10 protein-coding genes and 4 tRNA genes are annotated in these 15,171 nt (G+C 71.8%); 5 read left to right on the top strand and 9 right to left on the bottom strand.

What is annotated here, in order from left to right:
* Nucleotides 1–24 precede the first annotated feature (24 nt).
* Both ACZ7L4_RS32280 and ACZ7L4_RS32275 read right to left on the bottom strand, forming a co-directional pair.
* A complete protein-coding gene (locus tag ACZ7L4_RS32280) occupies nucleotides 25–1,308 on the bottom strand; it encodes an MFS transporter (RefSeq protein WP_472108098.1) in 1,284 nt (427 codons plus the stop codon).
* 64 nt (nucleotides 1,309–1,372) lie between these two features.
* A complete protein-coding gene (locus tag ACZ7L4_RS32275) occupies nucleotides 1,373–2,560 on the bottom strand; it encodes a CaiB/BaiF CoA transferase family protein (protein WP_472108097.1) in 1,188 nt (395 codons plus the stop codon).
* 138 nt (nucleotides 2,561–2,698) lie between these two features.
* On the opposite strand from ACZ7L4_RS32275, the gene ACZ7L4_RS32270 reads away from it, so the two are divergent.
* Nucleotides 2,699–3,307, top strand: coding sequence for a TetR/AcrR family transcriptional regulator (locus tag ACZ7L4_RS32270; RefSeq protein WP_472108095.1), 609 nt, complete (start codon nucleotides 2,699–2,701; stop codon nucleotides 3,305–3,307).
* A 43-nt stretch (nucleotides 3,308–3,350) separates the two neighbouring features.
* On the opposite strand, the gene ACZ7L4_RS32265 is transcribed toward ACZ7L4_RS32270, so the two are convergent.
* The 6 genes from ACZ7L4_RS32265 to ACZ7L4_RS32240 all read right to left on the bottom strand — a co-directional run bounded on the left by ACZ7L4_RS32265 (nucleotide 3,351) and on the right by ACZ7L4_RS32240 (nucleotide 11,886).
* Nucleotides 3,351–3,423, bottom strand: a tRNA-Lys gene (locus tag ACZ7L4_RS32265).
* Nucleotides 3,424–3,522: 99 nt separating this feature from the next.
* Complete coding sequence (locus tag ACZ7L4_RS32260) at nucleotides 3,523–5,019, bottom strand: amino acid permease (RefSeq protein ID WP_472108093.1); 1,497 nt, start codon at nucleotides 5,017–5,019, stop codon at nucleotides 3,523–3,525.
* Between the two features lie 70 nt (nucleotides 5,020–5,089).
* A complete protein-coding gene (locus tag ACZ7L4_RS32255; RefSeq protein ID WP_472108091.1) occupies nucleotides 5,090–8,245 on the bottom strand; it encodes an FG-GAP repeat domain-containing protein in 3,156 nt (1,051 codons plus the stop codon).
* Nucleotides 8,246–8,446: 201 nt separating this feature from the next.
* On the bottom strand, nucleotides 8,447–10,615 hold the full coding sequence (locus ACZ7L4_RS32250; protein ID WP_472108089.1) for a DEAD/DEAH box helicase: 2,169 nt from the start codon (nucleotides 10,613–10,615) through the stop codon (nucleotides 8,447–8,449).
* A gap of 233 nt (nucleotides 10,616–10,848) precedes the next feature.
* The gene (locus ACZ7L4_RS32245; protein WP_472108088.1) at nucleotides 10,849–11,385 is read right to left on the bottom strand and encodes a hypothetical protein; all 537 of its coding nucleotides are present in this window, start codon (nucleotides 11,383–11,385) and stop codon (nucleotides 10,849–10,851) included.
* A gap of 150 nt (nucleotides 11,386–11,535) precedes the next feature.
* Nucleotides 11,536–11,886 (bottom strand): metallopeptidase family protein, encoded by a 351-nt coding sequence (locus tag ACZ7L4_RS32240; RefSeq protein WP_450817565.1) that lies wholly within the window; start codon nucleotides 11,884–11,886, stop codon nucleotides 11,536–11,538.
* A 58-nt stretch (nucleotides 11,887–11,944) separates the two neighbouring features.
* Here ACZ7L4_RS32240 and ACZ7L4_RS32235 point away from each other — a divergent pair, with 58 nt between their 5' ends.
* The 4 genes from ACZ7L4_RS32235 (at nucleotide 11,945) to ACZ7L4_RS32220 (ending at nucleotide 13,908) form a co-directional block, all read left to right on the top strand.
* Nucleotides 11,945–13,534 (top strand): metallophosphoesterase family protein, encoded by a 1,590-nt coding sequence (locus ACZ7L4_RS32235; protein WP_472108086.1) that lies wholly within the window; start codon nucleotides 11,945–11,947, stop codon nucleotides 13,532–13,534.
* Between the two features lie 80 nt (nucleotides 13,535–13,614).
* Nucleotides 13,615–13,687: transfer RNA gene (locus tag ACZ7L4_RS32230), tRNA-Glu, on the top strand.
* A gap of 49 nt (nucleotides 13,688–13,736) precedes the next feature.
* Nucleotides 13,737–13,811 (top strand) — tRNA-Asp (locus tag ACZ7L4_RS32225).
* 23 nt (nucleotides 13,812–13,834) lie between these two features.
* Nucleotides 13,835–13,908: transfer RNA gene (locus tag ACZ7L4_RS32220), tRNA-Phe, on the top strand.
* Between the two features lie 62 nt (nucleotides 13,909–13,970).
* On the opposite strand, the gene ACZ7L4_RS32215 is transcribed toward ACZ7L4_RS32220, so the two are convergent.
* Nucleotides 13,971–15,116, bottom strand: coding sequence for an ABC-2 transporter permease (locus tag ACZ7L4_RS32215; RefSeq protein ID WP_472108084.1), 1,146 nt, complete (start codon nucleotides 15,114–15,116; stop codon nucleotides 13,971–13,973).
* Nucleotides 15,117–15,171: the final 55 nt, after the last annotated feature.

Raw genomic sequence — 15,171 nt, 5'->3', positions numbered from 1 at the left:
CCGGAAGTGTGAGGGGGTTGCAGGTCAGGCGGGCAGCGGCTGGGTGTCCGCCGGAGCGGGCGTCCTCGGGGCGTCGCGCTCCGGGTTGACGGTCAGGACGGCGACGAGGCCGCACACGACGGTCAGGACGCCGCCGACCACGAACGCACGCGCGTAGCCGGCGCTGTCGTCGGCCGCCGAGTCGATGAGCACGCCGGTGACCGCGGGCGCGATCAGCCCGGGCAGCGTCTGGATCGCGACCAGCAGGCCGAGCGAGGCGCCGCGCCGGTCCACGGGCGTGACCTCCGACGTCGTCTCGTACGACAGCCCGAAGGCACCCACCCCGAACCCGAACGCGACGGCGACCAGGGCGAGTTGACCCGCCTTCCCGTCGACGTACGGCAGCAGCGCGAGCGCCACCCCGGCCGCGAGGACGAGCGCCCCCTGCGTGATGCCGCGCGACGTGCGTGACGAGACACCGCGCCGGAACAGCCGGGCCGTCCACGGGCTGACCGTGAGCGGCACGATGACGGTGAACGCGGCGTACAGGGCGACGGCCTGGGCGGCCTGCGCCGACGTGTAGCCGTACTGGTCCTTCAAGTAGGACGGCAGGAACGCGGAGCCCAGCGCGACGGTCCAGTACGCCCCGAACCCGCCGATCGCGCCGCCCCACCAGGTGCGGCTGCCGAGGAACTCCCGGTACCCGCCCGGCTTCCGGTCCGTACGCCCGGCGGCCGGCACACCGAACGGCCCCTCGCGCCCGATCACGCACCAGAGCACCGCCCACAGCCCGCCGACCCCGGCGAGCGCCCAGAACGCGGCCCGCCAGCCGTGGTTGTCGATGAGGTGCGTGAGCACGGGGGCGGCGACGAAGACGCCCATGCCGGACCCGATCACGTACAGCGCGCTGGGCAGGGCGCGCCGCTTCGGCGGGAACCACTTGTACAGCGCGTGCACGGCGACACCCGCGGTCGGCCCCTCGCCCGCGCCGAGCACGATCCGCGAGGCGAACAGCGTGCCGACCGACGCCGCGAGCAGCAGCGGCAGCTGGGCCACCGACCACACGACGGCGAGCCCGAGCAGCACCCAGCGCGTCGGCACCCGGTTGGCGATGAACCCGACGACGACGGCCGAGACGCTGAACAGCACGAAGAAGCTGCTGGCCACCAGGCCGTACAGGCTCTGGCTGAGCCCCAGTTCGTCGCGGAGGGGGTCGGCGGCGAGCCCGAGGACGGTCTTGTCCCCGAAGTTGATCATCGCCAGGGCGAAGATCATGAACGCCATCAGCCACGCCCGTCGCGGCTGCGGAACCCCTGGTTGTCCAGTCATCGTCGTCACGCCTGTCTACGTCGTCGGAGATCGGGTTACGTGAAGGAAGGGAGCGGCGCCGGTGTCAGACGACGCCGTCGGCGTGCAGCGCGGCCAGCGCCTCGGCGTCCAGACCGAGGACCTGCGCGAGCACCTCGTCGGTGTGCTCGCCGAGGGCCGCCCCGAGGCTGCGGATGCTGCCGGGCGTGGCGCTGAGGTGCGGCAGCGGCGCCGCCATCAGCAGGTCGCCGTGGTGCTCGTCGTGGACCTCGGCGATGGTGCCGCGCTCGCGGTAGTGCCGGTCGGCGGCGATGTCGGCGACGTTCATGAGCGGCGCGGACGGAATGCCGGCGTCGTTGAGCAGCGTCACCACGGCGTCGGCCTCCAGGGTGGCGACCCAGGCGGCGACGATCCCGTACAGCTCGTCCTGGTGCGCCAGCCGTTCGTTCCGCTCGGCGAACCGCTCGTCCTCGACCAGCTCGGGCCGCCCCATCGCGTGCGCGAGACGCCGGAAGAGCGGATCGGTGCCGGCGTGCACGGAGACCCGGCGCCCGTCGGCGGTGTCGAAGTCGCTGGCGGGCGCGATGTGGGGATTGCGATTCCCGAGCCGCTCGCGCACAGCGCCGGTCCCGCTGTAGGCGACGAGCGCGTTCTCGCAGGCCCGGAACCCGGCCTCGTACAGCGCGAGGTCGATGATCTGCCCCTCGCCGCCGCGCAGATCACGGTGGTACAGGGCGGTCATCGTCGCGAACGCGGCCATGTAGGCGGCCATGTAGTCGATGACCGAGTAGCCGGAGCGTACGGGCGGCCGGTCCGGGTCGCCGCTGACGTACGTGAGCCCGGAGTACGCGCTGGCGATCCGGTCGAAGGCCCCGCGGTCGCGGAACGGTCCGGTGAGCCCGTACCCGGTCAGGAAGACCAGCACGGCCCGCGGGTTGAGCGCCCGCAGCGCGTCGGGCCCGAGCCCCCACTTCTCCAGCGTCGGCGGCCGGTAGTTGGTGACCACGACATCGAAGTGCGGCACCAGCTCACGCAGCAGTTCCTGACCGCGCTCGGTGCGCAGGTCGATGGTGACCGACTTCTTGTTGCGCCCCTCCTGCACCCACTGCAGGGACCGCTTGCCCGGCGCGTCCTGCCCCGCCCCGCCCCGCGTGAAGTCACCGCGGCCGGGCTCCTCGACCTTGACCACCTCGGCGCCGAAGTCACCCAGGAAGGTCGCGGTCACCGGGGCGGCCAGTACGGTCGAGACGTCGAGTACGCGTATGCCAGCCAAGGGTGGCTGTGTGTCGGTCCTGCCGGTCATGCGTCCACCTAACCAACGGTTCGTTAATAACGGAACGTTAAGATGGGACGGTACGTCGCGACCGCACACCCGACAATGGGTTACCGACCAGTAATTTCTGGGAGTGTCATGCCGGACCAGTCAGCCGAAGCCCCCGCAAAGCGCCGCCGCCGCAGCCGACAGGAGACCGAGGCCGACCTGCTCGACGCCGCACTGCGGCTCCTGGAGCGCGACGGCGCCCTCGCGGGCATCACACTGCGCGAGGTCGCCAAGGAGGCCGGGGTCAACCACGGCCAGATCTACCAGTACTTCGGCGACCGCCAGACGCTGCTGCGGGCCGCCATCGGCCGCATCCTCGACACCACGTCACTGAAGGCACAGAGCCACTGGGACAAGCCGTTCACCGAACGCCGCCGCGCGATGCTCCGCTACGCCCTGGAGCGCACCGAACTCCTGCGCCTGGAAGCCCTCTTGGCCCTCGACGGCGACCCCGAACTGACCCTCTTCCCCGAACTGGCCCGCACCAAGGAGGCCCTCGACCGCGACCGCCGCGAGGGCGACATCCCCGAGGACGCCGACGGCCTGGTCATGCACGCGATGACGGCGGCGACCTACATGGGCTACTGCATCTTCCGCGAGACCCTCGCCCGCGACCTCGGCCTGGAGCCGGAGGCCCTGGACGAGCGGGCGGCGGCGGTGTACGACCGGATGCTCCAAGGCCTCGTCACGGACCGCTGAACACAGCGCCCCACCCGGCTGTGCCGGGTGGGGCGCTGGACCGTAGACCCTGTGGGACTCGAACCCACAACCAATGGATTAAAAGTCCACTGCTCTGCCAATTGAGCTAAGGGTCCACACGCCGACCTGAGCCGACGCACCCCCGAGCATAGCCCGCCACGACCGGGAGGCCGATCGGGTATCGGTATCCCGGGTCCCGCGCGCCGGGCGGAGCGTCAGCGCAGGAACCAGTGCCGGGCCGACACCGCCCACCACGTGCCCGCGAAACCGAGGACCACGAGAACGGCGATCGGGGCGTAGTTGAAGGTCTCCCAGGTGACCGGGGAGACCTGCGGCAGCATGAAGAGGACCGTGATCACGACGACCCAGGCCACCGCGACCACGCCGATCACCGTCGACCAGCGCCCCAGGTGCCACGGCCCCCGCTCGAAATCGTCCCCCTTGCGCAGCCGCAGGAACGTCGGGATGACGTACGCGATGTAGAGGCCGATGACGGCGATCGAGGTCACGGCCGCGTACGCCGTGACGTTGATCAGGTACGGCAGGCCGAGGACCAGGGCGCCCGCCGCCGCCAGCCAGACCGCCGCGACGGGGGTGCGGGTGCGCGGGCTCACCGTGTGCCACACCCGGGAGAACGGAAGGGCGCCGTCGCGCGAGAAGGCGTAGATCATGCGGGAGTTGGCCGTCACGGACGCCATCCCGCAGAACAGCTGGGCGCCGATCACGACCAGGAGCAGCAGCTTCCCGGCCGTCGCGCCGAGGGCGTCCAGGAGGATCTGCGCGGGCGGCGCGCCCGTGGGCGAGTTCAGCGCTCCCTCGTACGACTGGATCGCGAAGGTGAAGCCGAGCAGGAGCACGAAACCGGCGATCCACGAGGTCCAGATCGAGCGGACGATGCCCTTCGGGCCCGCCGTGGACGCGTCGTGCGTCTCCTCCGTCATGTGCGCCGACGCGTCGTACCCGGTGAAGGTGTACTGCGCCATGAGCAGGCCGATCAGCACCACGTACGCGCTGCTCCCCCAGCCCGTGTTGTTCACGAACTCACCGAAGACGAAGGACGCCGACTGGTGGCTGTCCGGCGCGAAGGCGAGCGCCCCGACGATCACCGCGACGCCCAGCACGTGCCACCACACGCTGACGCTGTTGAGGAAGGCGACGATGCGTACGCCGAAGGTGTTGAGGAGCCCGTGCAGCAGCAGGATCCCGGCGAAGAGGAGGATCGTTCGGCCCGGCGTCACCTCGAAGTCGAACTGGAGGTTCAGGTAGGCGCCGAGGAAGGACGCCGCGCCGAAGTCGATGCCGGCGGTCACGGCCACCTGACCCAGGACGTTGAACCAGCCCGTGAACCACGCCCACGCCGCCGCGCTGCGCTCCGGCGCGAGCCGGTACGCCCAGAAGTACAGCCCCGCCGACGTCGGATACGCCGAGCAGATCTCGGCCATCGCCAGGCCCACGAAGAGCGTCATCAGGCCGACGCCGACCCAGCCCCAGGTGATCAGGACCGGGCCGCCCGTGTTCATGCCGAACAGGTACAGGGTCAGGCAGCCGGAGAGAACGGAAATGATCGTGAAGGAGACGGCGTAGTTCGAGAACGCCGACATGCGGCGGGCGAGGACCTGCGTGTAGCCGAGCTGGGCGAGGCGCTCCTCGTCGGAGCCCGCGGCCACGGCCGACTGCTGCGCGTCAGTGGCTCTGCTGGCATCACTTGTCATGCCCCCAGCGATTCCCTCGCCGGGGGCGCGGCATGCGGCCGATCAAGGCCCAACTCCGGTACGACCGCCGTCAGAAGACGCCCTTGTAGGTGCTCCAGCCGGTGGCGATCTTCGTCCGGGACGTGAACGACCCGTTCCCCTTGCCGTCGTTGCGGTACAGGTTCCCGGACGTGTCCCGCACGACGAGGTCGGCCTTGCCGTCACCGGTGATGTCACCCACGCCGACGAGCGTGTTGTACGAGGCGCCCCAGTCGGTGAAGACGGTGACCCGGTCCTTGAGGGTGCCGTCGCCCGCCCCGTCGTAGCGGAACAGCGTCCCGTCGTTGCGGCGGGCCAGCACGTCGCCGATGCCGTCCCCGTTCAGGTCGCCGGTGCCGACGATGTGGGTGTACGTCGTCCAGGCCGAGCGGATCTTCTTCGCGGCGGCCAGCGTGCCGTCGCTCTTGGCGGCGAGGACGTAGATGTCGCCCGTGGATGCCTTGCGGGCGAGCAGGTCGGCGCGGCCGTCGCCGGTCAGGTCGCCGGGGGAGGTCAGCACGTTGTACGCGGTGAAGCCGGTGCCGAGCTTGGTGTACTTGGTGCTCGTGGTGAGCGGCTGGCCGCAGTCGGGCCGGTAGCCGCGCAGTTCGCCGCTGCTGAGGCGGACCAGTACGTCGTTGCAGCGGTCGCCGTCGAGGTCGCCGAAGGGCACGGCGACGGCGGAGGTGGCCCAGCCGGAGGCCGAGGTCTTCCCGCTCAACGCGCCCTTTCCGTCGCCCTGTTGGAAGGTGAAGGCGCCGCTGGAGTTCATGGTGAGCAGGTCGCCGACGCCGTCCGGCACGGCATCGGGTCCCGCGTGGTCGCGGCGGACGGCCCCGGCCCCGCGCAGCGCCACCGAGCCCTTCGTCTGGAGGGCCGCGGTCCCGTCGGTGGGCCGCACGTTCAGCGTCCAGTCGTACGTCCCGTTGGGCAGGAAGGTGTCGCCGATGGCCTTCTCGTCGTCCGCGTGCCAGCCCACGGTGAGCCTTCCGCGTGCGGAGCCGCCCGTCTCGGTGTCCACGGTCTGCCCGGTGGCCCGGGAGCGGACGGTCAGCGTCCAGTCCGTCGCGGGCTTCGACAGCAGGACGGAGGTGAGGGTGCCAGGGGTCGTGTCGAACGTGGTGGCCCGCACCGTCGCGGCGTTGTCGGCGGGTGCCATCAGGGACAGCGGCTGCGTCGGCTGCCCGGAGGCGACGAGGTGCACCCGTTCCTGCGCGTCGACCCAGGCGATGGTGGAGCCGGAGCGGTCGACGGTCCAGCGGACGCGGCGCTGCGTGACCCCGGTGTCGGGCAGCTCGCCGAGGGTCCGGGTCGATGCCGTCGCGCCGGTCACCGTGGTCTGGCGCAGCAGGCCGTCCCGCTTGTCGTGCGTGACCACGTAGCCGTCGCCGAGGAGGGCCTCGCCCGCGGGTACGGCCGCCGTCGTCCCCGCCGTACGGTCGTACACCCCGGCGGGCCCGTCGGGGCCGCAGCTCCAGTACAGCAGCCGGCCCACCGCCTGGAGTTCGGCCGGGGCGCAGTCGGCTCCGGTGTCGACGGTGGCCACGGTCTTCTTGGTGTCCAGGTCGTAGCCGGTCACCGAGCCCGGGGTGGCGCCGGGCGTCCACAGCACGCTGCCCCAGAGGGCCGCGGCGGTGGTGTCGCGGGTCAGCGTGGGGGCCGCGTAGTTGTTGATCCGCTGGACGTACTGCTTGGCCGGCGTCGTGTAGAGGATGTACTCGCCGGACACGTCGGTGATGCTGCCGCCGGCGGGCACGGAGTAGTCGAACAGGTCGTACGTGCCCGGCCCGTTGACCCGGATCAGGTCGTTGGTCTGTGTGTGCTCCTGCCACACCATCCGGCCGTCGGTCGTGCCGTGGATCGCCGAGCAGGCGGCGTCCTGTGCCGGGCAGTCGCTGCCGATCAGCACGTTCGATCCGGGCGTGAACGACGTCCGGCTCCCGAACTGCGGGGTGTCGGTGGTCGGCAGGGCGCTCACGCTGCGGACGTAGTCGTCGCGCCGTCCGCTCGACGCGTCCGTGACGAGCAGCTTCCCCTGGGTGAGGGCGACCCCGCGGACCGGCGCCGCGGGTCGAGGAAGCGGCTTGACGGTCTTCGCGGCGGGCCTGCCGTCGCTGCCGGCCGCGATGCGCTGGACCGCCTGTTCGGCGTCGGGCTTGGCGATGACGACGGCGGTGCCGCCGGGGGCCGCCGAGATCCCGGGCCGGTTCATCTTGGTGACGAGGGTGATCGGGTCGCCGCCGTCGATCGGCGTCGCCCGTACCTTTCCGGCTTCGGTGCCGGTGCGCGGGCGGTAGACGAGCCAGTCGCCGACGACCGCGAGGTCGTCCGAGGGCGGTACCGCCCCGTTGTCGAGGAGGACGGGGCGCGGCGCGGCGGACAGCCCGTCGCGGTCGAGGACCAGTACGTCCTTGGTGCCGCGGCCGTACACGGCGACGTGCTCCGGGGAGAGCGTCGCGAGCGTGTATCCGTCCGGCAGAGCGGCCGACCACGCCTTCACCTCGCCGGTGCGCGCGTCGGCGTCGATGAGCCGCGCGGCGCCGTCGACCTTGCCGAGGAAGAACACGGAGGTGTCGTCCCCGCCGAGCGGTGTGCCGACGGTGCTGCCGTCGGGCAGTCCGCCCACGGTCACGTCCCGGGTCGTCCCGTCCGTGCCGGGCGACAGCAGGTGCAGGGTGTTGACGCTGGTGCCGTCCGCCGCGGTGGTCTTCGTGTACGTGACCACGGTGGCGCCGTACACGACCAGGCGTGTCTGCCCGTCCGGCACCCGGACGGTGCGGGTGGTGCGGTCGGCCGCGTTCCACAGCTCGACCGTGCCGGAGTCGGGGACGTGCGCGAGGAGGTCGCTGCCGGTGGGCATCGAGGTGATCGACGTGTAGGCCTCCGGCACCGGGAACGTCTTCCCGTCCGCGTACCGGGTCCACACCAGCTTGCTGCCGCTGGGGTCCGCGGCGCTCTCCATCCGGTGGAAGACGCCTTCGGCGCCCGCCCCGTCCGCGCCCTTGAGCTGTTCCGGCGCGTAGAGCGAGGCGGCCAGATCGGCGGTGCGCCCGGTCGCCGGGACCACGGCCTCCGCGAGGCCCGGCTCGTCCGCGGCGGCGGGCGTCGAGCTCAGCGGCAGGGTCCCGGCCGCGACGGCCGCGGCCACGGCGATGGCCGCGGCGATTCTGCGCGCTCCACCACGGCGTACGAAAGCATGACGAACCACGGATGCCCCTCCCCGATGTGCGAAGCGGCAACTGCTGTCGCGTACGACCTCTCCACCCCTGGTTGTCGTCACGCTCGCCCCGCGAGTTGCCCGATCTTATCCCCCGCCTCACCGGGAAGCAGCCGAAAAACGGCCAACAAAAAGGCCGCGGCCCCACCCCCGTGAGGGGGTGGGGCCGCGGCCCTGGCGCTTCAGGGACGGTCAGCCGTTGCGCTTCCAGCGCGGCTTGTCGTCGCGGCGGCCGAAGGAGGAGCCGGAGCCGGCGCCGCGGTGGTCGTCACGACGGCCGTAGGGGCGGTGGCCGCCGGAGGAGGGGCGGTCGCCCTGGCGGTCGCGGTTGAACGGGCGGTCGCTGCCCCGGTGGCCCGAGGGACGGTCGTCGCGGCGGAAGCCGCCACGGTCGTTGTCACGGCGCTCGAAGGAACGGCCGCCGCGGTCGTCGCGGTTGAAGCCGCCGCGGTCGTTGTCCCGGCGGAAGCCGCCGCGGTCGTTGTCACGACGCTCGAAGGAACGGCCACCACGGTCGTTGTCCCGGCGGAAGCCGCCCTTGTCACCGTCACGGCGGTCGTCACGGCGGAAGCCGCCACGGTCGCCACCGCGGTCGTCACGGCGCTCGAAGGAGCGGCCGCCGCGGTCGTTGTCACGACGCTCGAAGGAACGGCCACCACGGTCGTTGTCCCGGCGGAAACCGCCCTTGTCACCGTCACGGCGGTCGTCACGGCGGAAGCCGCCCTTGTCGCCGCCACGGTCGTCACGACGGAAGCCACCACGGTCGCCGCCACGGTTGTCGCGGCGCTCGAAGTTGCCCCGCTCGTCGCGGCGCGGACGGGACTCGTAGGAGGCACGCTCGGCGCGCTCCTGGCGCTCCGCCTCCTCGGCGGCAGCGGCGGCCTGGGCGGCCTGCTCGGCGGCGGCCTCCTGCGCGGCGGCGACGGCGGCGGCGACACCCTCCTCGTCCTCGCCGCGGTCACGGGCGGCGCGGGCGGTGAGACGGTCGGCCTGCTCGCGCAGCTCGGCGGCGCGCCGGGTGGCGCGCTCCAGCTGCTTGGTCAGGTCGGTGACCTCGCGCTCGGCCTGCTGCGCGGCGTTGCCCGCGGACTCGGCCTCGACCTCGGTCATGGAGCGGGCGCCGGTGATCTCGGCGACCTCCGGGTCGAAGGCGGCGCCGCCCTGGATGATGTGACGCCCGGCGTCGACGCCCGCGTCCTCCATGAGGCGGAAGATCTGGCGGCGCTGGTGCGGCAGCGACAGGGAGACGACCGTGCCGGTGCGGCCGGCACGGGCGGTGCGGCCCGCGCGGTGCAGGTAGTCCTTGTGGTCGCCGGCCGGGTCCACGTTCAGGACCAGGTCGATGTCGTCGACGTGGATGCCGCGGGCGGCGACGTCGGTGGCGACGAGGGAGTTGACGTAGCCCTTCTTGAAGTCCTCGAGGACGCGGGTACGGGCGCCCTGGGTCATGCCGCCGTGCAGCGCGTCGGCCTGCACGCCGGCGTCGCGGAGCTGCTCGGCGATGCGGTCGGCGCCCAGCTGGGTGCGGACGAAGATGATGGTGCGGCCCTTGCGGGCGGCGATGGCCGCGGTGACCGGCGCCTTGTCCTTGGGCTTCACGACGAGGATGTGGTGCGACATCGTCGTGACGTTGCCCTGGGCGCTGTCGACCTCGTGCGAGACCGGGTCGTTCAGGTAGCGGGTGACGAGCGTCTTGATCTCGTTCTCCATGGTGGCGGAGAAGAGCATGCGCTGGCCGCCGGCCGGAACCTGGTCCAGGATCTCGGTGACCTCGGGCAGGAAGCCCAGGTCGGACATCTGGTCGGCCTCGTCGAGGACGGCGACCTCGATGTTGCTCAGGTCGCAGGCGCCGCGGTTGATGAGGTCGCGCAGGCGGCCCGGGGTGGCGACGAGGATGTCGACGCCGCGCTCCAGGGCGTAGATCTGGTTGCCCATCGACGTACCGCCGCAGACGACCTTCATCTTGAGGCCGACCTGGTCGCCGTAGGGCTGCAGCGCGTCCGCGACCTGCATCGCGAGTTCGCGGGTCGGGGTGAGGATGACGGCGCGCGGCTTGTGCTTCTCGCTGCGGGCGCCGGCCAGGCGGGCCATCGTCGGCAGGCCGAACGAGAGGGTCTTGCCGGAGCCGGTGCGGCCGCGGCCGAGGATGTCCTTGCCGGCCAGGGCGTCCGGGATGGTCGCGGCCTGGATCGGGAACGGGGTGGTCACACCGTTCTGCGCGAGCTTGCGCACGACCGGCTCGGGGAGACCGAGATCGGCGAACGTGATGGTGGGCTCGTCGTTCTCGATGATGTCGACCGTGTCCGTGTCGATGTCGTTCTCGACGGCCTGGTCGGCGATGTTCTCAGTGGAAATGGACATGCGAAATGCGAAACCTTCCGGAGTCTCGGCACGCGCCCGCAACTCCGTGTATTCGCAATTCAGCAAATCGACCGCCTCAATGCGGTCCAGCCACGGCAAGGGAGAGTACGCGCCACGCGGCGCTCTCTTGACGGCGCCGGGCAAATGGGATCAAACGATCTACCACCATACGCACCCCCCACCCCCCGAGGCAAACCCGATCCTTGAGACCCCGATCACACGACGACCAGGCGCTAGGCCGGGTCCCCCGCCTGCGGCCGCGGTTCACTGGCCCGCTCCGACGCGGTCTCCTCGTGCGCCGAGGACGAGGGCTCGGCGGTCGGCGGCGACGTGGAGGGGGCGGGGGACGACTTCGTGGGCGAGGGCGTGGTCGTCGCGCTGGGTGAGCTCGGCCGCTGCGAGGGGCGCTGCGGGACGCTGCGGGACGGCGAGGCGGGCTTCGAGGCCGGGGTGGAGGCCCGCGTCGGCGTGGGGGAAGCGGACGAGGGCGTGGCCTCGGTCCCGGGCGAGTCGGGCCGCCGCGAGGGCATCTCCGAGGCGTCGCCGACGCGCGCGCCCACGTCCGCCCCGCCGTCCGGGACCGCGTTGCCGCCGTCGGGCGCGGCGCCGGAGCCCCGCTGCGGCGGGGAGTGGGTGGCCGCGCCTGTGCCGTCGGCGCCCACGCTCATGCAGCCGGCGGCCGCGGCGACGGCCACCGTGGTGGCGGCCAGCCGGCCCAGGCGGAGCGCACTGAGCGACAGGGCGCGTTGCGATACGGACAACTGGCGCACGGGCGAGCACCTCCGGTGCACGAGACGGGGTCACCATGGGGGGGTACCGTCCCCAACTCCTGTCGCCCGTACGAGGACACGCGCCGCGCGAGCACCGCACAAAGCCCCCACAATCAGCGCGGGGGCCTCACCCGTGTCCCGCCCGTGCCGTCAGCCGTATCCCAGCGCGTGCAGCCGCGCGTCGTCGATCCCGAAGTGGTGGGCGATCTCGTGCACCACGGTCACCTCGGTCTCCGCGACGACGTCCTCCCTGGACTCGCACATCCGCAGCGTCGGCCCCCGGTAGATGGTGATCCGGTCCGGCAGCACGCCCGCGTACCACTCGCCCCGCTCGGTCAGCGGCGTCCCTTCGTAGAGCCCGAGCAGGTCGGGGTCCTCGGCGGGCGGTTCGTCCTCCACGAACACCGCCACGTTGTCCATGAGTCGGGTCAGCTCGGGCGGGATCCGGTCGAGCGCCTCGCCGACCAGTTCCTCGAACGTCTCGCGCGTCATCTCCAGCACACGGCCATTGTCCGGTACAACCCGCATATCCACCCGTGCACTTGGGCATACGGGAGCAATGGCCCGCTCGCCAGCCGCCGCCATACGTGGAGTCCGCCGTCGCATCCGGGGCTTTCGCACCGCCCCCGCCGCCCTCCTGCGCCATTACCGTGACCGGCACCCGCACCCGGTCCTCGAACTGGTCCACCCGCCGCACCCGTACGTACGCGCCCTCGGCCTGGTCGCCGTCGTGCTGCTCGGCGCCTGGCTCGGCCTGCTGATCGTCGGCAGCGTGCGGACTCCGGTGGGGCCCATGGACACGAAGATGACGCTCCGTCCGTCGTTCTCGGGCGGTACGAAGATCAACGTGTCGCCGCTCGGTGCCCTGGAGCTGCACTCGCACACGGCGCCGATCCGCCTCGACGTCGACGTGGACCGCCTCGACCCGGCCCGCGCCCAGGCCCTCGTCGACCACCCCGAGCGGTTCTCCGGCCTTCAGGACGAGGTCGCGCGGGACGTCGAGCACGGGACGGTCGACCTGGCGCTGCGCTCCTGCGTGGCGGTGGTCGCGGGCGCCACGACGCTCGGCCTCGTGGTCTACCGCCGCCCGCGCCGCGCGCTCGCCGCCGGCGGCCTGGCGCTCACCCTCCTCGCGGCCTCCGGCGGCACGGCGTACGCGACGTGGAACCCGGAGTCCGTCCTGGAGCCGAAGTTCTCGGGCCTGCTCTCCTCGGCGCCCTCCGTGGTCGGCAGCGCCCGCTCGATCGTGACCGAGTTCGACGCCTACCAAAAGGAGTTGGCGCTCCTGGTCACGAACGTCACCAAGCTCTACGACGCGACGTCCACGCTCCCCGCGTACCAGCCGGACCCCTCGACGATCCGGGTCCTGCACGTGTCGGACATCCATCTGAACCCGGCGTCGTGGAAGATCATCGCCTCGCTCGTGGAGCAGTACCGGATCTCCGTGATCGTCGACACCGGCGACACGATGGACCACGGCTCGCAGGCGGAGAACGCGTTCCTCGACCCGATCAAGGACCTGAAGGCGCCCTACGTCTGGATCCGCGGCAACCACGACTCGAAGAACGCGACGCAGAAGTACCTCTCCGACCGCAAGCGCTTCAAGAACGTCCGTGTCCTCGACAACGGCAAGGCGGTCACGGTCGCGGGCCTGCGCTTCGCCGGGACGGGCGACCCGCAGTACACCCCGGACCGCGCGGCGAAGGCGCAGGGCGACCCTGCCGAGCGGCTCGCGGGCGTCCGCCTCGCGTCGGCGCTGCGCGACCAGCGGGCGGCGGGCACCCCGGTCGACATCGCGCTCGCCCATGAGCCGGCGGCGGCCCGGGAGGTGGACGGCGAGGTGCCGCTGGTCCTGGCGGGCCACATCCACCACCAGGAGATGGAGATGCTCCCGCTCGGCACCCGGCTGCGCGTCGAGGGCTCGACCGGCGGCAGCGGCCTGCGCGCGGTCGACAACGAGAACGGCCACCCCGATCCGGTGGAGGCGTCCGTCCTCTATCTGGACCGCTCCACCAAGCGCCTGCAGGCCTGGGACGAGATCCGCCTGGGCGGCCTCGGCCTGACGAAGGCGGAGGTCAGCCGCCATCTGCCACAGGAGAACCAGCCCGGTGCGACCCCCTCGCCGAGCCCTGGGGAGAGCTCCCCGTAAACCGTTTTGGCGATAGCTCCCTGCATCCCATATGCTTCTCACGTCCCCGACGCGCTGCAAAGCGCGCAGGCGGGCCGATAGCCCTCATCGTCTAGCGGCCTAGGACGCCGCCCTTTCAAGGCGGTAGCACGGGTTCGAATCCCGTTGGGGGCACGCACAACCGTGTGAGACACTTGCTCTCGCTTGTCTCGCACAACAGCAAGGTCCTGTGGAGCAGTTTGGAGTGCTCGCCACCCTGTCAAGGTGGAGGCCGCGGGTTCAAATCCCGTCAGGACCGCTGAAGTTCCTCGTGAACTTCGTGGCTGGGTAGCTCAGTTGGTACGAGCGATCGCCTGAAAAGCGATAGGTCGCCGGTTCGATCCCGGCCCCAGCCACAGGAATTAGGCCCCGTCCTCGGACGGGGCCTATTGCGTTCCCCGGCGAGTGTTCTCCCTGGTCAGACCGGTGCCGCGTGCAGCGGGCCCGTGCCCCGGCCGCCCGGGTGGCGATGGCGCCAGAACCAGAAGAGGGCGCAGGAGACCAGGGACCAGCCGGCCAGGACCAGGAACGGGAAGGCGTGCTGGTTGCCCTGGAAGTAGACCGCCGTGTGCTGGGCGTTGTACGAGGCGCCCGGGGGCAGCCACTGGCCGAGGCGGCCGATGAACGTGGGGAGCAGCGGGGGCGCGACCGCGCCGCCGGACGCCGGGTTGCCGAGCAGGACGAGCAGGCCCCAGGTCGGGATCATCGCCCAGCGGTGGAAGAACGTGTTGAACATCGTGAAGACCATGCCGCAGGTGAACATCGTCAGCGCGAGGATCAGCCAGGACTCGACGAAGGGCAGGTCCACCGCGCCGAGCCCCCAGTCCGCGACGGCCGCCACGGCGAAGCCGCCGAGCAGCGCGTACGCGACGGTGAAGGCGATCCGCTCGGCCGGGTTGAGGCCGCGCGCATGCACGCTGAGCTGGATCGCGCCGACGAAGCCGATGATCACGGCGGCGAGCGTGATGTAGAAGATCGTGAGGCCGCGCGGGTCGCCGCCCTGCAGCGGGTTCACGTCCTTCACGGTCACGGGGATGCCGGTCGCCTTGCTGACCGGGGGCGCCGCCTCGGTGAAGACCTGGGCGACGGTGACACCGGAGGCCCCGGAGACGTCGAGGCGGACGCGGGCCCCGTTGTCCCGCACGTCGAACACGGCGTAGATCTTCTGGGCGTCGAGCGCGTCGCGGGCCGCCTGCGGCGAGTCGTACAGCTTGAGGTCGAGCTGGGCGTCGAGGGCCTTCTCCATCGCGCCGACGAAGGCGCTGCGCCGCGCGGCGTCGTGCTCGCCGGTGACGCCGGTCGGGATGTGGTGCGGCGTCGGGTTCGCCATGGAGTACGTGTACGAGCCGGCGAAGAGGGCGGCCGCCGCGGCCAGGATGAGGACGAGCACGGTCGCCGGGAAGAAGGGCGACTGCTTGAAGCCCGCCCAGCGCTCGGGCCCGCTCAGCGGGCGCCCGTGCGCGCCGTGCGGCGGGTGCTTGGGCCCCTTCTCCGGTTCGGGCTCGTCGGGCGCCGGTCCGGGCTCGTCGGGCGGCGGTTCCGACCCATCGGGCAAGTGCGACATATCCGCACGTTAAGCCACGCGCCGGTGCTCTACATCCGGACGCCGGCCCCGGCCG

Source organism: Streptomyces sp. NPDC107575, from assembly GCF_055657265.1.
The sequence above is the reverse complement of the archived record's forward strand: the minus strand, read 5'-3'. Positions and strand labels throughout refer to the sequence as shown.

What these genes read in the sequence shown, in the direction of transcription:
- ACZ7L4_RS32280 (WP_472108098.1), bottom strand. Translation starts at nt 1,308, where the DNA reads ATGACTGGACAACCAGGGGTTCCGCAGCCGCGACGGGCGTGGCTGATG.
- ACZ7L4_RS32215 (WP_472108084.1), bottom strand. Translation starts at nt 15,116, where the DNA reads ATGTCGCACTTGCCCGATGGGTCGGAACCGCCGCCCGACGAGCCCGGA.
- ACZ7L4_RS32260 (WP_472108093.1), bottom strand. Translation starts at nt 5,019, where the DNA reads ATGACAAGTGATGCCAGCAGAGCCACTGACGCGCAGCAGTCGGCCGTG.
- ACZ7L4_RS32235 (WP_472108086.1), top strand. Translation starts at nt 11,945, where the DNA reads ATGGCCCGCTCGCCAGCCGCCGCCATACGTGGAGTCCGCCGTCGCATC.
- ACZ7L4_RS32270 (WP_472108095.1), top strand. Translation starts at nt 2,699, where the DNA reads ATGCCGGACCAGTCAGCCGAAGCCCCCGCAAAGCGCCGCCGCCGCAGC.
- ACZ7L4_RS32250 (WP_472108089.1), bottom strand. Translation starts at nt 10,615, where the DNA reads ATGTCCATTTCCACTGAGAACATCGCCGACCAGGCCGTCGAGAACGAC.